The following is a 20,698-nucleotide window of genomic DNA, read 5'->3' on the forward strand; positions in this document are numbered from 1 at the left end:
TGCGTGTTCATGGTGGGGATTCCTTTTTCGGGTACAAAAGCTCCCGCCCGCAGCAGTGCAGGTGCGGAAAGTGCGATGCGCATTTTGGTGACGCGACGTAAAGCTCTAGCGATACTGCAAAGCGGATTTCTCTCGGTCTGTATCGACCCCGATTTTGTTATCGCCGCGCTAGCCTCGGTTGGCGTCGTTGTTGCACGTAAACCATCTTGCTGATGTAGGGTTGCTCAGCGGACTGATGACCGCTGGAAGGCATCACTTCCGCTCGATCACCACTTCGAGGTACTCGCTCGGCAGCACCAGCGTGCCGTCGTCCGAGCGGTTGTCGCGCGCCATGAGCGCAAGCAAGTCCCGGGTGAAGGCAGCCTGCTTCTCGGCATCAAGCGCGTCGAAGGTCTTGGTCACGGGGCCGTAGTAGGTGCGGAACACTTCGATCCAGTGCGCGGGCGAGCGGTAGCGGAAGGCGAACTCGCGGGTGGTTGTGCAGATCTGCCGTGCGGTTTTTCCGAAGAGCTCCTCAAGCCTTCCCTTCGTGCCCCAAAGTCCCGGCGATTTGACGCCTGGCGCCGGGGGAATGTATTTGCCGATCGTCTTGAACACTTGTCCAATGAAACTCTCGGGCGTCCAGTTCGCCAGGCCGATCCTGCCGCCGGGCTTGCAAACACGCGCGAGCTCGCTCGCCGCCTTGTTCTGGTTCGGGGTGAACATCACACCGAAGGTGGACATCACCGCGTCGAACGCTGCGTCTGGAAACGGTAGGTTCTCAGCGTCGGCTTCCTGGAACTGGATCGTGTGGCCTTCGGCCTGCGCGCGCGCCCGCCCGGACTCGAGCAGCGAGGACACATAGTCGGTGGAGGTCACATCGCACCAGCGGCGCGCGGCCGCAAGCGTGGCGTTGCCGTTGCCGGCGGCGACGTCGAGCACGCACGCACCGGAACGCAGATCGAGTGCTTCGCACAGGTTCTCTCCGACGATCTGAAGCGTGGTGCCTACCACGGCATAGTTGCCCGTGGGCCAGGCGGCTTGCTGACGGGTCTTGACTGAGGCGAGGTCGATGGCGGGCGAGGACGTTGTGGCGAGGGCGGGCATAGCGACACTCCTAATGGCATTCAGGGGGATTTGTTTCGGTGCAGAAACGCATTAGTCGGACGGCGTCTCGGCTGGCCGGTGCGTGCCTCGCGACAACCTGCGAAGTGCCTTCCACATTCGACTCCTTCGCCCGGATATTGCCGGTTTGCGGTCCTCTGGCACGGCGCCAGTGGTGCTAGTATTGGCGCAGCAGGAACGACATTGAATAACCGGGCGTCCAACTTTCTTGCGCGCGACGCCGCGATTGCACAATCGCCACGATGGATGCCCTCTCCGACGTACTGCGCGTCGTCCAGTTGACCGGCGCCGTCTATCTCGACGGTTCATTTTCGGCGCCATGGTGCGTCATTGGTCACGCAGATTCAGCACTTTGCTCGGCCTATCTGCCGGCCTCCGAGCGCGTCGTCTCGTTCCATCTGGTAACAGAAGGAGGGTGCTGGGCGATGTTGCCAAACGATCCCGGTAGCGCATTGCAGGTGGAATCAGGTGATGTCATCGTGGTGCCGCAAGGCGAAACCCACGTGCTCTGTAGTTCCACTGACCTGTCACCTGAACTCTTGGCGCCGTTATTGGCGAATCAAGTGGACACAATGCAGGGTGAAGTCATGAGGCTCGTCCACGGCGGCGGCGGGGCGGCCACTCGAATGGTCTGCGGTTTTCTCGCGGCGCAGAACATTTCGAGAAATCCCTTGCTTTGCGCGCTGCCGCGTCTGTTCAAGGTCGGCATGCGCGGGTCCAGGGCGTCATGGCTTGAATCGTCGCTGCGCTTCGCGACCGAGGAAGCAGCCTCAGCGCATGCCGGTAGTGCAACGGTGCTGGCCAAACTTGCGGAGCTGGTGTTCGTCGAGGCGGTGCGGCGTTACGTCGACACGATGCCCGACGATCGCAAGGGGTGGCTAGCGGGATTGCGCGATCGCCTCGTCGCTCGCGTGCTTGCGCTGATGCATGCGCGCCCGGCGCACCCGTGGACCGTGGAAGACCTCGCCCACGAAGTTGGCATGTCGCGTTCCGCGCTTGCGCAGCGTTTCGCCGACCTGCTCGGGGTGCCGCCGATGCAATACCTGGCGCAGTGGCGCTTGCAACTCGCCGCGCAGCAACTGCGCCTCACCGATCGGCCGCTCGTGTCAGTTGCGGAGGATGTTGGTTACGAATCCGAAGCCGCATTCAATCGCGCGTTCAAGCGCGAGTTCGGTGTGCCGCCGGCGACTTGGCGCAGGAACGCCGCGGGCACTGCGACTCGCGATCAGGGTGATGCGAGCCACGCCGTGTCGAGCGGCACTGCATCTGACTGACGCGCCCGCGACAGCGGCACGCATGGCACTCCGGATAGTGTCGCGTCCTGGCTTCACCGCCTCGGCTGCCCGCGCCGGGTGCCCATTCGGGCGCGCCCGGCGACTGCAGTTCCGCGGAACATGGCCACAGTGGCGGTGGCGTATGTTGGCCATCACTCCATAGAACCGTCATTCGGTGGCAATCCGAGGCGGGATGCGAGGGCCGGAAAGGCCGATGAAGCGACTTGTGCCAGCGAAAGTCCGTTAGCCTGGCCGGCGCCGACGTTCGAACGACCGAGTGATCGCGCGGATCTACGACGCTTCATGGCCGGTCACGGCCGGCTATCCCCTCCAGGTCGAGGCCGTCTCTGCCCGACCCGGAGCCGCCGTTCGGGATTGGGCCATAGCAACGGCGGATTCCGGGCGTACTGCTGCCATTCGCAAGTTGAGTTAATCGTTGAGTAATCGGCTATCTCAGTCCCACCTATAGAAGGGCCATACCTTCTGACCGTCGACTTATTAATAGCTCCCGGCAGGAGATCCCATCGAGGATCCAGACCATGCGTTCCTGGCGAACTGTAACCGGCACGGGGTAGTCGTCGATGAAACTAGAGCCGTCGAGGGAACTGAAATGCTTTTGCATAATGGCTTTTTCTTCATCACGATTGGAATTACGTCCTAACGGCTGGCTTCCTCGGACTGGTGGCCTTGAGCTAGCATGCGCGCCACCTTATGACCGCCGCGTAGCCACGGCCAAATCCATCTCACTGACGGACACAGAGAAAGCCTGCCCCCCTGCCCGGCGATGGATTTGCTCGGCTTGCTGACATTTGTATCGCGCGTCGGCGGAGCCGTGGTCATATCCTGTTGCGACCTCCTCGAGGTATCCAGGAGGAAATTGTTGCTCTGGCGTGACCTGGGGAACTCCTCGCGCCATGGCGGTCTCGGCCAGATCCCTTACCCTACGCTATGGCGCCAACCCGATGATGGTGGCTGGATCTCCGGTGTGCGCCACCGAACGGCCGGGAGCGCGGCTCAGTCGGACAATAGTGATCTCTTCATAACGGTCCGGCCGTATAGCGCGACTTCTCGCGCTTACAGCTTCTTTGATCCAGCCCAAATCCGTGAATGGTTCATCACCTACCTTACGAACATGACCATGTGACTTGTGCGGTAGAAGTGAGTCGCAGAGGCCTGTGATCAGTCGCGCTTCGCGATGCCCTGCGGCCAAACTTACGATCGTCGCCGTCTTTGCCATTCAAGGAGAAAGTGATGCAAATCGTACTTGCGACCGATGGCTCGACGTACAGTGATGCGGCGGCACAATGTGTGGCTGCCGGGACATTATTGAAGGGGCCATTGCTCGTACACCTGGTTCATTGCATGCCAGACGTGTCGGGAGAGGTGAAGTCCTACATCAGCGCCGCGGATCTTGCGGCATGGCACTCGGACGAGAGTGGGCGGACGATGCGCTCCGCCGCTGAGATCCTGAGCGCAGCGGGTGTTCCGTTCGAACAGCACGCGCTGACGGGTTTTGCACCAGAGCGCATCGTCGAGTTTGCACGCTCTGTCAATGCGGCAGCGATCGTGATGGGCACACACGGCCGGGGTGCATTCCTGGATGCCATTGTCGGTTCCGTAGCGGGCCGCGTCATTGCTCACGCCCCATGCCCCGTCATTCTGGTGAAGGCTGGCACTGCCAGTAGCTAATGACTGGGAATGCCATACGGAATGACCCCCGGTAATGAGGTCAGCTCTGCTATGTCCAACGATCGCAGTCCGCTCTTTCGCGTGCGCGACGTCTACAAGACGTATCAAGCGGGCGAGGTGGTCGTCCACGCGCTGAACGGTGTGGACCTCGACCTTTATGACCGGGAGTTTGTCGTCCTATTGGGAGCATCAGGAAGCGGAAAATCGACGTTGCTGCATATTCTTGGCGGACTGGACCGCCCGACGACAGGGACCATCGAATACCGGGACCATGACCTGGCACACGCCGATGAGGCTGGTCTTACCCTTTACCGCCGCGAGCACGTCGGCTTTGTATTTCAGTTCTACAATCTCATTCCGAGCTTGACGGCCCTGGAAAACGTCGCACTGGTGGCCGATATCGCCGACCATCCCATGAATCCGCTCGATGCCCTTGAGTTGGTAGGGCTATCGGCGCGCAAGGGCCACTTTCCAGCGCAACTCTCCGGCGGAGAACAGCAGCGCATCGCCATTGCCCGTGCCGTCGTCAAGCAGCCGGACATTCTTCTATGCGACGAGCCGACTGGAGCGCTGGACTACAGCACGGGGAGGCCTGTACTTGAGGTTCTTCAGCGCGTAAATACGGAGCAGGGGGCAATCACTGCCGTTATCACCCATAACACAGCCATAGCTGCAATGGCTGACCGGGTGCTGCACATCAGCAGTGGCCGCATCACGGAGATTGAGCAGCATGCAACCCGGGCAAATCCATCGGAGCTGCGATGGTAGCCGCACGCTTCACCATGCTATCGCGCGAGTTGTGGCGGCTTCGTGCCCAGGCTATTGCCGCGGCGCTGGTCGTCGCATGCGGCATAGCCGTGCTAGTCGCGATGAATGGGGCATGGCGCTCTCTTGCATCCGCCAAGGACCGTTACTACGAGATGCAGCGCTTTGCCGACGTGTTTGCCAACGTGAAACGTGCGCCGGTTTCCCTCGAAGGACCCATTCGGGCCATCCCGGGCGTGCGGGAAGTCCTCATGCGCATCGTCCATGACGTTAATGCGGATGTACCGAGCACGCGCGAGCCGGCCACACTTCGCCTGATTTCCCTGCCAGCCGTTGGCAAGGCCGGCATCAATGCGCTATGGGTTTCACGGGGCCGACTTCCCGACCCTTCCCATGACGACGAAGCCGTCCTTAGTGTCGCCTTCGCAAATGCCAATGCACTGGATGTCGGGGGACACGTGACGGCCATACTCAATGGTCATGCCCGCCGGTTGACGATCACTGGCCTTGGAATGTCACCAGAGTACGTCTATGAGGTAGGGCAGGGCATGGTGTTTCCGGACAACCGTCGGTTCGGCGTCATGTGGATGGGGCAGGCCGCAATGGAATCCGCCTTCGATATGGAGGGGGGCTTCAATGATCTGGCTATCCTGCTTGACGCGGAGGCCCGCCCCCAGGAGGTCGTCACAAGGCTGGACCGGATGCTTCTCCGTTACGGCTGCCTCGGGGCGTATGAACGGACGCTGCAACAATCGAATCGATTCCTTAGCGATGAACTCGACGAGATCCGCGTGATCGCCAACTATGTCCCGGCCCTATTCTTGGCGGTGGCGGCTTTCCTGTTGTATACGTTGCTGAGTCGCCTCGTTACCTTGCAGCGGGCTGAAGTTGGTTTGTTGAAGGCGTTTGGCTACAGCACCGGGACCGTGGCGATCCAATATGTGTATTTTGGTCTGGCGACGGTATTGCTTGGGGTGCTGCTCGGCGTGCCTGGCGGCCTGTATCTGGAGGAATTGCTGGTCGGCCTATACCGCCAGTATTTCCACTTCCCCGTGCTGAACGCCGAGCTCTCTCCTGGGATCGTGGTCGGCGCTGTCATGGCTAGTGTGTGTGCGGCCTCCGTGGGCAGTGCATCGGCCGCCCTGCGCGCAGGCCGCTTGTCACCGGTCGAAGCAATGCGACCTGAGTTACCCCTCGGCTTCCGGGCGAGCTTTCTCGACCGTGCAGGCCTTCTGGCGGTGCTGCCCATTCCCCTGCGGCTGATTTTGCGCAATCTGGCTCGTAGGCCGGCCAAGGCCTTGATGTCCATCACCGCCATCGCGCTGGCCGTGGGTTTGACCATCGTCGGACGGTTCGGCCTCGACGGCGTCAATACGATTCTCAACCTCCAGTTCGGCCGCGTTCAGCATGAAGATGTGACGTTGATCTTCAACGAGCCGCGCTCCCTGCGGGTCGCCCATGACCTGGCCCAGATGCCGGGAGTCCTGCGAGTCGAGCCATTTCGAATTGTGCCGGTATGGTTGCGCAATGCGAATCGCTCCAAGCGCACCGAAATCACAGGCCTGGAAACCACGGGCGAGTTACATGAGGTTGTGGGCTACACCTCTGGACGTCATCCGATTGCTTCGGACGGGCTTGTACTCTCGGCAAGACTGGCGGCGGAGCTCGGCTTATCGGTGGGTGAACGTGTTGAGGTTGAAGTGCTCGAGGGCCGCCGCAACAGTCTGGTCATGCGGGTAGCGGATGTCGTCGATGACCTGCTGGGCGCCGCTGCCTACATGGACCACAAGGCATCGTCCCGCTTGCTGGGCGAAGCGCCGGCAATCAGTGGGGCGTACCTCCGCGTCGACGCCGACAAGGCACAATCTCTGTACCAAAGGCTCAAGAGCCTGCCCGTCGTGAGTTCTGTGATCATACGCTCCGCTGTGATCGCCAGCATCGAAAGAACACTTGATCGGACGTTCGTCGTCTCCAGTCTTGTGCTGGCGGCCTTTGCCACGGTCATCGTGGCTGGGGTCGTTTACAACAACTTTCGCATTGCGCTGTCCGAGCGCGGGAATGAACTGGCCAGTCTGCGGGTACTTGGTTTTTCCCAGCAAGAGGTTTCTGGGATTCTGCTTGGCGAGCAGTTCTTTCTGACGGTTTTGTCGTTACCGGTCGGGATCGCCGTGGGCTATGGCTTGTGCGCCTTGCTCGTCCCCATGTTCGACCGAGAGGCCTTTCGCATCCCGCTCAGCCTGAGCAGGCAAACACTGGCGCAGGCATTGCTGCCAGCCATCGGCGCTGCGGCCGTGGCCGGACTGCTTGTCCAGCAGCGGCTGCGACGGCTGGACCTGATCGCAGTGCTGAAATCCAGAGAGTAGGGCGATGCGCTGGTCAAAAGCCAAGACGTTCCTGATGGTGGCCGCTGTCGTGGTTGCGGCGGGCCTTGGCTATCTGCTCATGCCAGAGCCAGTGGATGTCGAGGTGGTGCGATCCTCCGTTGGCGCGATGGCAGTCACCACTACCGAGGAGGGAGAGACCCGCAGTAGGGAGCGCTATGTTGTTGCCGCGCCTGCCGCAGGAAAACTGATGCGGATCAGCTTGCGGGAGGGCGACTGGGTGCATGAGGGCGAAGTGGTGGCGGAACTTGCGCCACTGCCACTGACGGCCCAGGAACGCGAAGAAGCCGAAGCAAGGGTCGCTGCGGCGCGTGCGGCATACCGTGAGGCGCAGGAGCGCGTCCGGCATGCCGCCGAAGACTACACTCAGGCGCAGCGCGAACTGCAGCGTGTGGAGAGGCTGGTGCGGGAGCGCTTCCTGTCTCCTCAGGCCGGGGAGCAGGCCGCCAACGCCACCATTACCGCCGGCAATGATCTCGCCGCAGCGCGCGCCCGCGCCAGCGCCGCCTTGCAGGAGGTCCGCGTGGCAGAGGCCGGCCTGCTGGCCATCGAGGAGCACAAACGTGGGCGCTGGCCGGTCGTGCCGGTTCATGCACCGTTCACCGGCGCCGTATTGTCCATTCCGGAGCGCAGCGAGCGGGTTGTCGCTGCGGGCGAGCCCCTGCTGACGATCGGCAATCCACATGACCTGGAGATCGTGGTCGAGCTACTGTCAACGGAAGCAGTCAAGGTGCGGCCGCAGATGCCGGCGAGGCTGGAAGGATGGGGCGGCGAGCAAGTAGTACAAGGCAAGGTTAGGCTCGTGGAGCCCCATGCGTTCACCAAGGTATCCGCCCTGGGCATAGAAGAAAAGCGAACCCGGGTGATTATCGACGTTTTTGATCCACCCTCTGGACTGGGTGACGGATTTCGCGTCATCGCGAGCATTGTGCTGTGGCAGACCGATCACGCGACAAAGTTGCCCGCGAGTTCGCTGTTCCGCTGCGAGACTGCGCATTGGTGTGTGTTTCGGATTGAGGGCGATCGGGTGCGGAGGACGGAGGTCAGGATTAGCCACCGGAATTCGGATGAGGCGGAACTGCTTTCTCCCTTGACCGACAGCGTACAAGTGGTTCGATATCCGCAAAGCAGCCTTCATGATGGCCAGCGGGTAAAGCTGCGTACCGGCCCCTAGTCCATTGTGTCATTCGAAATGTACCCCGATTCGACTGCGCCCCCCAGGGTTACATGCCATGTCGCCGATGTTCGCAACGGCCGCGCCGTTGCCGCGGATTGCGCTTAGTGTACGGTGCCGGAGGTGCAGCTTTCCGGTGCGGTTACTCTGGCGCCGTGGGCGAATGAAGGCTGGTTGTCTTCCATGGTTGCCGCCGCCGGCCCGGGTTGGTTGAGGTGTCCGCAGGCATTCAATTGCGGGTAATCTTAAGCATCTTGACGTGAATTTTCTGTTCCGTCAGTCAGTGGTGATCGTGTCCCGGCACGAAGTTCAGGTTGTGTTAATTCTGCATGTCGTTGTGGCTCCCCGATCTCCTTCTGCTCGTCTATTAGGAACACATCAGCAGCCCTCCCGTTCTTGTAGCCCTCGATGAACGGCTCGACCGCAGCGGTGAGTTCGGCGGTCACCAGGCCATATGCGACGCTCGCAAAATCAACGGGGTCTAGTTTTTGTTGGCACTTCTCATACAAGGCGTAGCGTTGCTCATTGGTCAGGATTGACGCCTTGCTCGCGCTCTGTTCATACGAATCAATCGAAATGGCTGTAGTCAGAACAGAAACGACAAAAGCTAACGAGAGTAAGGTTGCCAACACAGCTTGCCTCCTATTCCTTTGTGCTCAGTTCGGACTAGCGCCGGCTGCCGATGCGCAGATACACCTGGAAGGCTTGTGTGTCCTCGCAGCACGCTTCCCTGATCCCCGACCATGGCCCTCTCTGACAACGCCTGTTGGCTTTATCCGTGATCCTGTAAGGGGATAGGTCATAGCGAGCTTTTCCCCTCGTCCCTTGACTTCCGCAACTACCTCCGTCGATGACTGGGGGACTGACAGAAGGGCGCCAGTGTGGTCGTTTTTGGATTCCGGCTGCTGGATGATGGTGCTCCGCAATGTCCTTAATGCCACGATGAAGACGGGCCGACGCGGGCCGACGCAAGTCCTAGACTGCAACTGTTTCAGGAAGGCCAGCTCAAGTGCTGGGCGACGCCTCCCTTCGATGGGATCGTAACCTCCGTCTTACGCTCGACGCCGTTTGCAGTAGCAACCACACGATACTTTCCTGCTGGAAGTTTGATGTACATAAAAGGCCCGTCAGAAATTGCCCCAAAGATCTGTTTTCCGTCTGGCTTATAGATCCGAGTGTCAACGTCGGCCAGAAATTCGCCCCGCTTGCCGGTGAAGGTAAGGCGCAGGCTATAAGACGGCGCGGCACGCCGGAATGCGGCGGCTTCGTCCTCGCCAATGCCACCACTAAGGTAGGCCAGACCGCCCGCCTGTTTCTGCGGCGGCAGCCCGCCTGCTGCTGGTTGGTCAGTGTCGGCACTACGGCTCATCATGGGGCCGCAGTCCAGGCTTGCAGTGTTCCCACCGCCGCCGTACATGCGCTGTCCGCCCCCGCGCTCATGATTAAGCACTATGCCTTGTTGATCGGCGCGTGTCTGCACGAGATCGTGCAGACGACGCGTGATTTCCTGGCGCTCCTCTGGTGTCCTGGCGGCGTGCATGCGGGCGCAGAAATCCGCCTTTTCCTCGTTGCTGAGCAGGTCAACCCCGCGCATGGTCCGGGGAGTTGCGGGTGTTGCAACCTGTCCAACGACTTCCTGTGCTTGGCACTCAGGGGTAAGCAAACTGAGGCTGGCGATGCTGACGATACAAAATAGCTCAAATGCGCCTTTCATGATGTTGACTCCAGTTGTTCATCGATCTGTCGATCTTGCATAGACTTCAGTGTTTCGAACCGGCGAAAGTCATGACCGGTCCCTCGGAGGCACCCAACGCCTGCTTGTTCATCGCTGGCCTGATGGAAGAGTTGGCGCGCCCGCGTGGAAACTGATTTACGGAGAGACATCGCTCGTGCCCGTGCAGTGGCGCATTTATTCCCCCATTCAACCTAGCTGGTTCCATCAGGGGAGCCTTGACCCTTGTCAAACTCGGCGTTCTGGACGAATTACTCGATGAGATCGACCAATGACTTGCTTGGCTGGATCACCGGTTCGATCGGCCGTCAATGACAGATTGCGACAGATCGAGGCGTAGCCTGATCACTGTCAATGTCCCAGGTGAGGAGGGCGAGCATGCGGGTTAGATTGGATGTGGGCTACGCTACCAGGCCGAACCTCGCAGCGCCTACGCCGGTGGGGAACGTGGGTGACACGTGGTAGGAAAGCGGCTGGCGCCCTGAGTACCAGAGTTGACCATGTTTCCGGTGCGCATGAGGGTAAGGGGTGGTGCCCATGCACCATATTTGATCGCATTCACGATGCGGACGGAATCGTCGAGCTTGCCACCGTGGCGGCGCCAACGATATTCCACTTCGAGGTGCTCAGATCGTAGTGTCGAACTTTGTTCGCCGAGACTAACCTCGGCACTCTACGGAGTATCCCATGCAACGCGTCCCCGCGAGCAAGCTCGCTGGAGCCGTCCGGATTTGTTCCGCCGAACGGCGCCGAGTATCCCGTGCAGGATCTTGCTTTTTCTTTCGGACGTCCAATGTCCCTTTGCGGAGCAGGAGCTGACGTCTGAACGTCTTCCTGACGGGGCGCGTGACTGGCGCTTGATGGCCGGTCACGGCCGGCTGTCCCCTCCAGGTCGCGGCCGTCTCTGCCCGACCCTTCTCCGCCATTGCACCTTGATAAGGCAACGGCCGCGCTACGCTACAGAACGGCCGTCCGAAGATTGCGCAGTCTTATCCCCGAACCAACCGCATGTACGCCGTCCGCGCGGAGAACTGGAAACCTGTGGGTGGAGAGTCCACGGGCGGCGTAATTCAATTTTCGGGCTGACGTTCACTCTCGGCGTCATTGTGGGCAAAACCCTTCTGCGCTGTCTCCCCGATCTTCCTAGATTTCCGCTCGACATCTGCTTTGGCAGCATTGAGTACGTCCTTCACCGCAGACCCCTCCTGCGCCATCGCGCGCACCGCCCCTCACAGGGGCGGCATTGTCCAAGTTTGCCGAACCTTGTGTACAACCCATGACGGCTGCCCAATCGGTATCTGCCGTCATAAGCTGTTGCACAGGAGCGGCTATGCGCTGTTTCTACATGTCTATTTCAAACTGGAGAGGACAATGTTAATGCTCAAGGGATTTCATCATCTGACCCTCGGCGTAAGGCACGCACAGGAGGATGTGGACTTCTACGTCAAGCTGCTCGGGCAGAGCCTCGTGAAGAAGACCGTGCTTCTCGACGGCGAGGATCCCATCTACCACCTTTATTATGGCAACGCGAATGGCGATCCAGGGACCCTGGTGACGTCGTTCCCGTTCCGTCAGCGGGGCGTCATGGCGCGTCCGGGATCGGGCCAGGTGCGGGTCGTCAACTACTCGGTTCCCAAGGGCTCGCTCGAATTCTGGCGCAGCCGCTTCGATGCCATGGACGTACCGTATGGCAGCGAGATTGTGGAACGCTTCGGAGAGCGCCGCCAGCGGTTCCAGCATCCGTGCGGCATCGAGTTCGATCTCGTCGAAACCGATCTCGATTCGCGTCCGGCTTGCGTGGCCAGCGATATTCCCGAAGCCCATGCCATCCGCGGCGTGCACAGCATTACGCTGTCGCTGCGGGAAGTCGCCGAATCGATCCGCTTCATGAGCGAAGCGATCGGTTTCCGGAACGCAGGCCAGGCGGGATCCTACTACCGCTTCGAGACGTACCACGGCGGCCCGGGCATGATCGTCGAGTTCCTGCATGAGCCGGACCGGCACCAGGGTTCGTCGATCTACGGCGAAGGCACGGTCCACCATGTGGCCTTCGCGGTGGACAATGTGGAGCAGCAGGCGATCCTGAAGGAGAGAATGTTTGCTCTGGGCTACATCGATACGTCCGAATCGGTGCACCGCAACTACTTCCGCTCGATGTACTTCAAGATGCCCGGCGGCGTGATGTTCGAGGCGACCACCACCGACATCGGCTTCGCGATCGATGAAGAGCCCGGCCATTTTGGCGAGGAGTTCCAGCTCCCGCCGTGGCTGGCGGATCGCAAGGACGAGTTGCTGGGCCGGCTCGAGCCCATCTCTGTATGACGTTGCCGGGGATCACCATGCAAAAACCGAAAGTACTGATTGTTTTCTACTCACGAAACAGCTCCACCGAGATGCTGGCCAAGGCTGTCGCCGAGGGCGCCCTCGAGGCTGGCGCAGAAGTCCGCATGCGGCGTGTGCGGGAGTTCGTCGGCCCCGATGTCATGCGGCAGGCGCCGGGCTGGCTCGAGAACGCCACGGAGATGAACGCGAAATATGAGGCGCCGACCGAAGCCGATGCCGAGTGGGCTGACGCCATCGTATTCGGCACGCCGACGCGGTTCGGGACGATTTCGGCCGAACTCAAGTCATATATCGACGGGCTCGGCGGCCTCTGGTTCGCGGGCAAGCTGAACGGCAAGGTGGGCTCGGTCTTTGGCACGACGTCCTCGCGCCATGGTGGCAATGAAGCCACGCTGCTGGCGACCTACGCGCCCATGGCGCACCTGGGCCTGATCATCGTGCCGCTGGGCTACGCCGACGCGGCGATGTTCAAGGCCGGCACCCCGTACGGCGCGACTCACGTCTCGCACCGTGACACCGTCAAGCCCGACGACGATCACCTGGCGGTTGCCCGGTTCCAGGGCAGCAGGGTGACGACGGTCGCCCGTGCCTTGCACGTCCAGCCGCAGCCCGTGGCAGCCTGAAAGTAAAAGCCTGAAGGCAAAAAGGGCGGAGACTCGCAGTCTTCGCCCGACTCCTGCATCCGGCACCGGCCGATGGCGCGATGACAAGCGCTCAAGCTGGCGCAGTCTCCACGCGGCTTTCCATGGCATCGATCTGGCACGATGAAGGTAGCGGGTCGCTCGTGGCGCGGAATGGCGCTTGAACAGCGCTCGACGTAGCGGGCAACGTTGGGCCGGCCGCCGCAAATCGAGGCGAGCGCGCCTCATGAGGTTCCCCCCAAAAAGCACGTCACTAAGATCGAACGTTCCTCCCGCAAGATAGGGGGCTGCTGCTGAACCCGGCGTGGGTCCAGCGCCTTCAACACGCCTTCGACATGAAGGCGTGCTGTGCGCTGGAATGCCGGCATCGTCGCGGACGGCGATGCCGCCACGTTCCTTAGCGATCCTGATGCGACCGGCGGCAAAAAGTCCCGCGTTCCCGCCATGGTCGACGATCATGGACTCGAGCGCCGCGATCTTGTGATCGCGGACCAATTCCATGACCGACTTGAGCGCGTCACTCAGCAGCCCGGGCGTTACCCTGTCCGCGGGCGTGCGGACACACCGCTGGCGGATCGCCGATGAAGCCACGCGCAGACCAGAGTTCGGGGAACGGGATCTCGTTCATGGTTGGCAGGAGCCAGGCAATGCCCTCGGTGCCGAAGTAGGCCGGCCGAGCGCCGAACGTCCGGCGCGTTGCCATCAGGTGCAGGTGCTTCCACGCGGAGAATCCCTCCGCGATATCGGCCAGCGTCTCGCCGAGCTGCTGCAATTCCCGGTGCTCGTCCGGTTCGGCGTAGACGTCGCGCCAGACGTTCTCGACCGCCTTGTCCGGCGTGTAGGGCACACTGAAATCGCGGTCGAGTACCACCGCCGGAACCGCGAAGCCCTTGCGGCCCAGGTGAGCAAGCACGTCGTCATACAGGCTCGGCTCTGCCAGCGCCTTGCTGAGTTGTTCCCAACGCCGGGGTTGCGGCAGGAAGTGCTGCAGGTGCTCCCCCTGCTTGATGCCGAGCAGGTAGACCATCTGCCGGAACGTCCAGCCCTGGAGGGCGGTGTCCTTGCCGAACTTCGGGCCAACGCAGGACAGGATGGCCAGCAGGTCGACAGGCGTCATCCACGCGATGGAGCGCCATGTGGCATTGAGCGGCTCGTGGTGGGCGACGACGCGCCGCAGCGTCCGGCAGGCCCCGGTCAGGTCATCGGCACGCAATTGCGCCTGCGCGATCTGAATTTCCTTGATGATCAGCATCCAGTAGAGCTCGGACACCTGCGCCGATACGATCCAGGCGTGTTCGCCGGGATGGTCGCTGACCGGGTGCTGCAGCGAGTGCAGCACGTCTGTCTGCAACCAGTCACTGTATGGTGTACGCCCGGCTGGCGTTCCGGCCGGCGCGGGGAATCCGGGCTTGACGGTATCGTTCACTTTGATCTCCTCATGGTGGTGGGGTCAGGCAATTTCTTTGGAACGGCGAATTACCACAGGCTCTCCAATAGCGCATCCAGCTTCGTGCCGGCATCCTCGCCAAGGTCGCCGACCTCGGAGGGATAGTTCTGCCTGAGCAGCGCCGCCATCTCGGGAAGCTTCGCCCGATCGAAATCGAGGTCGCCGAGCCGGCTCGGCAATTCCAGTGCGTTCACGGCTGCCTCGATGCGGTCTGCGAGGAATGCGGCGGGCGTGCGGCTGCCACGGTCCGTGGAGAAAATCTCGAGCTTTCGGCCATAGACGTCGGCGCAGGCGCGGATGACGGGTGCCAGCGCAATGCACGATGTCACGCTGTGCGGTACCTCGAACGTCCCGCCGAGGATGTGCCCGATGCGATGGCTCAGGCCGTAGATGACCGAAGCAGGATAGAAATAACACTGCCAGGCGGCCAACTGAAGCTGCAACAGGTCGTCGGTCGATACGTGTCCGCCCGCGATGGCCTCGCGCGTTTCGAGCTTGCGCGGCCACTTCTCCAGCACGGCAAGGAAGCGCTCCACGCCTCTGGCGGCCAGGATGGCGTGAGGGTGGTCCACCTCGACCCGGCGCATGCCTTCCACCGCATGGTCGATTCCCTTGATGGCCGAACTCAGCAGCAGCATGCGTGGCGTGTCGACGATCATCCGGGGATCGAGCACCACCAGCGCGGGTGTGGTTTCGCGCACGGCATAGCTGCGCTTGAATTTCTGCGGACCGTCCGTTTCCGTCACGCCGAAGTAGTGGGAGAACTCCGAACCCGACAGGGTCGTCGGAATCGCGGCAATGGGCAGGTAGCGGCCGGTCTGCCTGAAATGCTGGTAGGAGACTGCCTTTGCGGCGTCGAGTACAGAGCCGCCGCCGAGGGCGACGATCGATTCCGCACCGGCCTCGATGCAGGCACGCAGTCCGTCGCGTACGGCGAAATCGGGTACATGCGGCGGCAGGCCGGTGAAGGTGCCAACGCCGTCGCTGATGGCAGGCTGCAGGTGCTCGCGGTTCAATGCCTCAAGGAATTCCACCGTGAACGTCATTGGACGGCGGATGCCGTAATTCCCCAAGGCGGGGGCGACGGCTTTCAGCACGTCGCGCCCCCAGACAATCTCTTCCTGCGGCAAGCATTTCAACTGGTCCATTCCACTTCTCCACCGTGTCTTCGTAGGCGATCGGGGCTCCGATCCCGACTAGGAAGATAGGCGAATCGCGTTCGCGCGTGCGCGCGGGATTGAGGAACGGAGCGTCCAGGAATTTGGACGCCGCACATGCGCGAATGTACGCCTGTCGTTCGTTGTTTCCGAACGAAGCTTTCAGTATTGCCATCTTCACAAGGCAGGGGGCGTGTCTGATCCTTTCCACCGTAGCGACCCCAACACAAGAACGGAGACCTGAAGATGGAGACAATCCAGATAACAGAAGCGCTGATTCGCGGACGCCACAGCAAGCGCGGCTTCCTTGACCAGCCGGTGCCAATCGAGACTGTCAGGGACATCCTGTCGGTCGCGAAATACGCGCCGAGTTCGAGCAACACGCAACCGTGGCGCTGCCATGTGCTGACCGGAAAGGCTCGCGAGAAGATTTCCGGAGCAGCGGTCGAGGCGTATCGTGCCGCGCCTGAGGGACTGGTGCCCGATTACCCGTTCTTCCCCAAGGAACTGCCGGCGCCATTCTCGTCGCGCTTCAATACGTTTCGCGGGATGCTGGGCGATGCGCAGGGCGTGCAAAGGTGCGATATCGCCGGGCGGCGGCGGGACGTCGAACGGCAGTTCCGGTTCTTCGATGCGCCCGTGGGACTGATCTTCACCATGGACCGGCGCCTGGAATGGGCCAGCTTCATCTGCTACGGCTGCTTTCTCCAGAACATCATGCTGGCCGCGCGCGCCCGGGGGCTGGACACCTGCCCGCAGCAGATCTGGTCGCTGCAATCGGCGGTCCTTCGTGAAAGCCTCGACATTCCCGACGGCGAGATGATCGTGGCCGGCATGTCACTCGGCTATGCGGACAACAGTATTCCGGAAAACAACATGGAGCTTGGCAAGCTGGAACTGGACGAGTTCGTCTCGTTCGTCGACCGGTGACACGCGGAACCGTCCGGGTCGCGCCCTGACCTGGAAAAGCGCGAAGAAGCGATGGCCATTGTTAGCGGGTTTCGCCAAGTTGCGGAGATGTCGAATCGCTAATGCTGGCGCGCTTCACCGGCTGATGCGGATGCCCCGAGCCCTCAGCCGAAAAATAGAATACAGAGACGGAGGAGACATGATTAAAGTGCCCGCGAGGTTTTCCGCGGTGGTTGCGCTCGCATGCTTGCTGGCCTCGAACGCCGAGGCAACCGAGAATGGTCAGACCAGTTACCCTGTTGGCGTCAATACCGTATTGAATGGAATCTTGCCACCGCCTGGTGAAACCCAGTTTTACAATTACACGCTCTACTACGATGCCGGAAAGTTCGCTGGCCCGAATGGGGGGAGTCTCGTGCCCGGGTTCCAGTTGAAGGCGTTTATCGACGCCCCGCGTATCGTTCACACATGGGGCACTACATTTGGCCCCTTTACTCTGTCTAGTGGTGCAATCTTCCCGCTCGTTCATGTTCGGGCGGACACGCCAGGCGGCAACGACAAGCGCAGTGGAATCGGAGATATCATCGTTGAGCCGTTGTACATCGGTTACTCAAATCCATCGCGATCATTCTTCGCCTACCTCACCACCGAAATTTCAGTGCCGAGCGGGTCCTACTCCGCGAACCGAGTGGCGAACACTGGCCGGAATGTCTATGCGCTAACGCCTCAACTCAGTACGACATGGTTCCCCACGCCCGCAGTTGAAGTCTCTACCACCATGTCGGTAGAGTTCAGTTCACCGAATTCAGCGACTCGATATCACTCTGGCGCCGTTGCGGCACTTGAGTATCTTGTTGGCTATTCGCTTGACAGCAAGTTCCAGCTCGGACTTCAGGGATATCTGCTGAAGCAGATCACCGATGACAAGGTCAACGGCACGCCCATACCTGGGGATGGGTTTCGCGGAAGAGCTGTCGCAATCGGCCCGCAACTACGATACATGTGGTCCCAGGCGTCCGGCATTGTGTTCAAGTATCAGCGCGAGTTCGACGTGCGGAATCGGCCACAAGGCAACAAGTTCTGGGTTGAGCTGTGCTTCCCTCTTTGATCGGAATGCTCCCTCGACCTGTCGGGAGCAGATGACAGCGCCGGCATGAGCAGCGCGAGAGGGATATCGAGGCGACATTCGAAGCGAATGCGCAGCTTGCCGAACCGGCAAGCTGCGCATGCGTGCGCTCGACAATCCGGCGATGTCGGGCAAGGCGGTCGTTCTTCTCGATGCCACTGCGTGCGTTTCGGTGGCGCGCCACGCATTGACGGTGGCGCGAGTGGGCGGCGGCGCACCCGTTGCAGTACCATGCGATGGAAAGCACACGCCATTGGCCCGACCCAACCGCTACCAAGGCAGCCTGATGCTGGACCTGAAAGACGTTTTTTACTTCGTGCAAGTTGTCGACCGCGGTGGCTTTACGTCTGCCGGCAATCGGCTGGGGCTGCCCAAGTCCACGTTAAGTCACAGGGTCAAGGAGCTGGAGGCTTCGCTGGGCGTTCGCCTGATCAACCGGACCTCCCGCCAGTTTGCCTTGACCGACGTAGGCGCTGAGTTCTACCAGTACGCCGTCGCCTTGCTGCAAAGCGCCGACGTCGCGGAACAGGCGATGCGCCAGAGGCTCGCGGAACCCAGCGGGATCATTCGCGTGACGGTAGCGGTCGAACTTGCGCAGTTTGCGCTGCGCCAGGTCCTGCCGACGTTCCTGAGCAGCAATCCCAAGGTCAGCATCGTGGAAGTCGCCACGGACAGGCTCGTCGATGTTGTCGGCGAGGGCTTCGACCTGGCGCTGCGCGGACATACCTCGGCACTGCAGGATTCCAACCTGGTCCAACGGCCCATTGTCAGGGCGCCATGGTACCTGTTTGCGGGTGCCGACTACCTCGAACGGATGCCAGTCCTGGAGGAACCGGAGCAACTTGCGTCCCATGCCATCGTCTCGATGGTGCGCAAAGGGCCGCTGCAGTGGCAACTGCGCGGCCCCGACGACAGGCTCGTCACCGTCCCGATCGAACCAAGATTCCAGAGCAACAGCATGATGTCCCTGAAGGAGGCCGCCTGCGCCAACGTTGGCGTGGCAGCCTTGCCCGGATATATCTGCCGGTCCGAGTTGCAGGCTGGCGTGCTGCGGCAAGTACTGCCGGGCTGGATCGCCGCAGATGCGCGCATCTCCGCGCTCATGCCCTATCGGACCGGACTACTGCCCGCGGTGCGGTCGCTGGTCGATTACCTCGCCGTAGAACTGCCCAAGGTCACCGCGTTCGACGGCCGCTGAGCCGGCGCTACCTCCTCTTACTCCAGTGCTACGCGGGCTGCGTGCCTTGTGGCTCGCGGGGCGTTCCATCTTCATGGACGCTGCGTTCGGCGCCAGCCAGCTTCCAAGGCCGGGCCGATCCACTATCGTTTCCAACCAGGGATAAGCCATCCGCAACTTCACCCTGGAGTGGAATACATGAAGCAACTGAGCTGCCTGCCACAAGACGCGATCTTCTGGGGCCACGACATACTTCCGACGGCTGTCGCGTCGCCCGGCCAGCACGGCATCCGCCGACCGCTGACCGGCGGCAATGCGGGCCAGAAGCTGGAAACCCTGCCCGAGAGCCTGTGGCAATGACCGACCTCCATCAACCCTCCCGAACGAGGGCCCCGCATTCCATGGGCTTGCGCAACGCGCTGGATGCGCTTGCCACGCGGCAGATCACCGCGACAGCATTGACGGAGCAGGCACTCGAACGCGCGGAGGCCAGCAAGCGGCTGCTCAATGCATTCTCGGCAATCGATTGGGACCGGGCCCTGAAGGCGGCCGCGGAGAGCGATCGCCGCTACGGCGAAGGCCGGCAGCGGACATTGGAGGGCCTGCCCATTGCGGTCAAGGATCTGATCGACACCAGGGGCATGGAAACCCGCTACGGTTCCGCAGCCTATCTCGGCCATGTGCCCGCAGCCGATGCCGACATCGTGAAAGCACTGGTGGAACGCGGCGCGATCATCATCGGCAAGACTACGACGCACGAATTCGCGTGGGGCGTGACAACCGCCAGCGCAAGGTTTGGCGATACCCTGAATCCGCTGGACCCTACGCGCATACCCGGGGGGTCCAGTGGTGGCGCCGCGGCGGCGATTGCGCACGGTGCCATCAAGGCGGGCGTGGGCACGGATACCGGCGGCTCGGTCCGGATTCCTGCCGCGCTGTGCGGCGTTGTCGGATTCAAGCCCACGCTCGGCACGCTATCCACGCGCGGCGTGTTCCCCCTGGCGCCCACTTGCGACCACGTCGGCCTGCTCGGCGAGCAGGTCGACGACGTGCTGTTGCTCGCCGATGCCCTTGACATCCAGGTCCCCGAGAGCGATGCGTGGCTGTCCGCACGGCTGGGCGTCATTCGTGACATCGCACCGGTTCCAGTCAGTCCGGAAATTGCTTTGGCATTTGACGGCGCGATGAAGCGGCTGGCGCAAGTCTTTTCCTGTGTGAACGTCAGCACGTCCGGCCTGTTCGACGCGGTATTCGGTGCCTTCGCGAGCATCGTCCTGATCGAGGGTGGCATCGAGCATTTCCGCCGCAACGACTGGGACCGTATCTCGACGCACTACAACCCGGAAACCGTCGACCGGCTGAAGCGCGCCGAGGCCATGGACCTGCGCGCCTATGCGGCGGCCCAGCAGACCAGGCGAAGTTTCACGGCACGGCTGCACGAGGTGATGTCGACGGTTGACTATCTCGTGCTGCCGACATGCCCGTGCACCGCACCGCATCTCGATGCCGGCACCGTCAGCATTGGCGCGTGGACCGGCACCGTCCGCGAGGCGCTGATGACCTATACCGCACCGTTCAATGTCGCGGGATTTCCTGCCATTTCGATTCCCCTGGCGACCGGCGAGCGCAGCCTTCCCCCTGCATTGCAGGTCGTCGCGAAGCCCGGCGACGACGGTGCGCTGCTGCAGGTCGCGCAGCAGATGGAACTGATGCTGCGAACGGGCAGCGCCCCCAAGGGTTGACAGACGCCAACCCCACAACGAGGAGACAACGATGAGC

17 protein-coding genes and 1 pseudogene are annotated in these 20,698 nt (G+C 61.6%); 12 read left to right on the top strand and 6 right to left on the bottom strand.

Going from position 1 to position 20,698, the window contains the following annotated elements; genetic code table 11:
• Positions 1–252: 252 nt before the first annotated feature.
• Positions 253–1,086, bottom strand: a complete 834-nt coding sequence (locus CupriaWKF_RS30145) for a class I SAM-dependent methyltransferase (RefSeq protein WP_276103750.1) — start codon at positions 1,084–1,086, stop codon at positions 253–255.
• A gap of 260 nt (positions 1,087–1,346) precedes the next feature.
• On the opposite strand from CupriaWKF_RS30145, the gene CupriaWKF_RS30150 reads away from it, so the two are divergent.
• From CupriaWKF_RS30150 to CupriaWKF_RS30170, 5 genes are all read left to right on the top strand, one after another.
• Positions 1,347–2,378 (top strand): AraC family transcriptional regulator, encoded by a 1,032-nt coding sequence (locus CupriaWKF_RS30150; RefSeq protein WP_276103751.1) that lies wholly within the window; start codon positions 1,347–1,349, stop codon positions 2,376–2,378.
• Between the two features lie 1,248 nt (positions 2,379–3,626).
• Positions 3,627–4,067, top strand: coding sequence for a universal stress protein (locus CupriaWKF_RS30155; RefSeq protein ID WP_276103752.1), 441 nt, complete (start codon positions 3,627–3,629; stop codon positions 4,065–4,067).
• Positions 4,068–4,118: 51 nt separating this feature from the next.
• Positions 4,119–4,835, top strand: coding sequence for an ABC transporter ATP-binding protein (locus CupriaWKF_RS30160; RefSeq protein ID WP_276103753.1), 717 nt, complete (start codon positions 4,119–4,121; stop codon positions 4,833–4,835).
• A complete protein-coding gene (locus CupriaWKF_RS30165) occupies positions 4,829–7,195 on the top strand; it encodes an FtsX-like permease family protein (protein WP_276103754.1) in 2,367 nt (788 codons plus the stop codon). The genes CupriaWKF_RS30160 and CupriaWKF_RS30165 overlap by 7 nt, the downstream gene beginning before the upstream one ends.
• 4 nt (positions 7,196–7,199) lie before the next feature.
• Positions 7,200–8,387, top strand: a complete 1,188-nt coding sequence (locus CupriaWKF_RS30170; protein ID WP_276103755.1) for an HlyD family efflux transporter periplasmic adaptor subunit — start codon at positions 7,200–7,202, stop codon at positions 8,385–8,387.
• 245 nt (positions 8,388–8,632) lie between these two features.
• On the opposite strand, the gene CupriaWKF_RS30175 is transcribed toward CupriaWKF_RS30170, so the two are convergent.
• Together CupriaWKF_RS30175 and CupriaWKF_RS30180 are read right to left on the bottom strand one after the other, a co-directional pair.
• On the bottom strand, positions 8,633–9,016 hold the full coding sequence (locus tag CupriaWKF_RS30175) for a hypothetical protein (protein WP_276103756.1): 384 nt from the start codon (positions 9,014–9,016) through the stop codon (positions 8,633–8,635).
• A 362-nt stretch (positions 9,017–9,378) separates the two neighbouring features.
• Entirely contained in the window at positions 9,379–10,101 is a 723-nt protein-coding gene (locus tag CupriaWKF_RS30180; protein ID WP_276103758.1) for a hypothetical protein, read from the bottom strand.
• Positions 10,102–11,490: 1,389 nt separating this feature from the next.
• Between CupriaWKF_RS30180 and CupriaWKF_RS30185 the strand changes: the two genes are divergently transcribed.
• The gene (locus CupriaWKF_RS30185) at positions 11,491–12,441 is read left to right on the top strand and encodes a ring-cleaving dioxygenase (protein WP_276103759.1); all 951 of its coding nucleotides are present in this window, start codon (positions 11,491–11,493) and stop codon (positions 12,439–12,441) included.
• 17 nt (positions 12,442–12,458) lie between these two features.
• Entirely contained in the window at positions 12,459–13,085 is a 627-nt protein-coding gene (gene wrbA / locus CupriaWKF_RS30190; protein ID WP_276103760.1) for an NAD(P)H:quinone oxidoreductase, read from the top strand.
• 535 nt (positions 13,086–13,620) lie between these two features.
• Here the strand turns inward: wrbA and CupriaWKF_RS30195 are convergent.
• A complete protein-coding gene (locus tag CupriaWKF_RS30195) occupies positions 13,621–14,529 on the bottom strand; it encodes a tryptophan 2,3-dioxygenase family protein (RefSeq protein WP_276103761.1) in 909 nt (302 codons plus the stop codon).
• A 50-nt stretch (positions 14,530–14,579) separates the two neighbouring features.
• Positions 14,580–15,698: an iron-containing alcohol dehydrogenase gene (locus CupriaWKF_RS30200; RefSeq protein WP_276103762.1), complete on the bottom strand. Its 1,119-nt coding sequence runs from the start codon at positions 15,696–15,698 to the stop codon at positions 14,580–14,582.
• A 255-nt stretch (positions 15,699–15,953) separates the two neighbouring features.
• Between CupriaWKF_RS30200 and CupriaWKF_RS30205 the strand changes: the two genes are divergently transcribed.
• Positions 15,954–16,637: a nitroreductase gene (locus CupriaWKF_RS30205; RefSeq protein WP_276103763.1), complete on the top strand. Its 684-nt coding sequence runs from the start codon at positions 15,954–15,956 to the stop codon at positions 16,635–16,637.
• Positions 16,638–16,815: 178 nt separating this feature from the next.
• Positions 16,816–17,724 carry a transporter gene (locus CupriaWKF_RS30210; RefSeq protein WP_276103764.1) on the top strand — a complete coding sequence of 303 codons (909 nt, stop codon included), beginning with the start codon at positions 16,816–16,818 and terminating at the stop codon, positions 17,722–17,724.
• A 47-nt stretch (positions 17,725–17,771) separates the two neighbouring features.
• Here CupriaWKF_RS30210 and CupriaWKF_RS30215 read toward each other — a convergent pair.
• A pseudogene (locus tag CupriaWKF_RS30215) lies at positions 17,772–17,914 on the bottom strand (IS5/IS1182 family transposase); the annotation flags it as partial.
• Between the two features lie 114 nt (positions 17,915–18,028).
• Here CupriaWKF_RS30215 and CupriaWKF_RS30220 point away from each other — a divergent pair.
• The 3 genes from CupriaWKF_RS30220 to CupriaWKF_RS30230 all read left to right on the top strand — a co-directional run bounded on the left by CupriaWKF_RS30220 (position 18,029) and on the right by CupriaWKF_RS30230 (position 20,661).
• A complete protein-coding gene (locus tag CupriaWKF_RS30220) occupies positions 18,029–18,940 on the top strand; it encodes a LysR substrate-binding domain-containing protein (RefSeq protein WP_276104122.1) in 912 nt (303 codons plus the stop codon).
• 177 nt (positions 18,941–19,117) lie between these two features.
• Positions 19,118–19,279 carry a hypothetical protein gene (locus CupriaWKF_RS30225; protein WP_276103765.1) on the top strand — a complete coding sequence of 54 codons (162 nt, stop codon included), beginning with the start codon at positions 19,118–19,120 and terminating at the stop codon, positions 19,277–19,279.
• 41 nt (positions 19,280–19,320) lie between these two features.
• Positions 19,321–20,661: an amidase gene (locus tag CupriaWKF_RS30230; protein WP_276103766.1), complete on the top strand. Its 1,341-nt coding sequence runs from the start codon at positions 19,321–19,323 to the stop codon at positions 20,659–20,661.
• Positions 20,662–20,698: the final 37 nt, after the last annotated feature.

Source organism: Cupriavidus sp. WKF15 (assembly GCF_029278605.1).
GTDB lineage: Bacteria > Pseudomonadota > Gammaproteobacteria > Burkholderiales > Burkholderiaceae > Cupriavidus.

Bases quoted from the DNA above. Each gene is read 5' to 3' on its own strand.
- CupriaWKF_RS30145 (WP_276103750.1), bottom strand. From the start codon at position 1,086: ATGCCCGCCCTCGCCACAACGTCCTCGCCCGCCATCGACCTCGCCTCA.
- CupriaWKF_RS30150 (WP_276103751.1), top strand. From the start codon at position 1,347: ATGGATGCCCTCTCCGACGTACTGCGCGTCGTCCAGTTGACCGGCGCC.
- CupriaWKF_RS30160 (WP_276103753.1), top strand. From the start codon at position 4,119: ATGTCCAACGATCGCAGTCCGCTCTTTCGCGTGCGCGACGTCTACAAG.
- CupriaWKF_RS30165 (WP_276103754.1), top strand. From the start codon at position 4,829: ATGGTAGCCGCACGCTTCACCATGCTATCGCGCGAGTTGTGGCGGCTT.
- CupriaWKF_RS30170 (WP_276103755.1), top strand. From the start codon at position 7,200: ATGCGCTGGTCAAAAGCCAAGACGTTCCTGATGGTGGCCGCTGTCGTG.
- CupriaWKF_RS30180 (WP_276103758.1), bottom strand. From the start codon at position 10,101: ATGAAAGGCGCATTTGAGCTATTTTGTATCGTCAGCATCGCCAGCCTC.
- CupriaWKF_RS30185 (WP_276103759.1), top strand. From the start codon at position 11,491: ATGTTAATGCTCAAGGGATTTCATCATCTGACCCTCGGCGTAAGGCAC.
- wrbA (WP_276103760.1), top strand. From the start codon at position 12,459: ATGCAAAAACCGAAAGTACTGATTGTTTTCTACTCACGAAACAGCTCC.
- CupriaWKF_RS30200 (WP_276103762.1), bottom strand. From the start codon at position 15,698: ATGGACCAGTTGAAATGCTTGCCGCAGGAAGAGATTGTCTGGGGGCGC.
- CupriaWKF_RS30205 (WP_276103763.1), top strand. From the start codon at position 15,954: ATGGAGACAATCCAGATAACAGAAGCGCTGATTCGCGGACGCCACAGC.
- CupriaWKF_RS30210 (WP_276103764.1), top strand. From the start codon at position 16,816: ATGATTAAAGTGCCCGCGAGGTTTTCCGCGGTGGTTGCGCTCGCATGC.
- CupriaWKF_RS30220 (WP_276104122.1), top strand. From the start codon at position 18,029: ATGCTGGACCTGAAAGACGTTTTTTACTTCGTGCAAGTTGTCGACCGC.
- CupriaWKF_RS30225 (WP_276103765.1), top strand. From the start codon at position 19,118: ATGAAGCAACTGAGCTGCCTGCCACAAGACGCGATCTTCTGGGGCCAC.
- CupriaWKF_RS30230 (WP_276103766.1), top strand. From the start codon at position 19,321: ATGGGCTTGCGCAACGCGCTGGATGCGCTTGCCACGCGGCAGATCACC.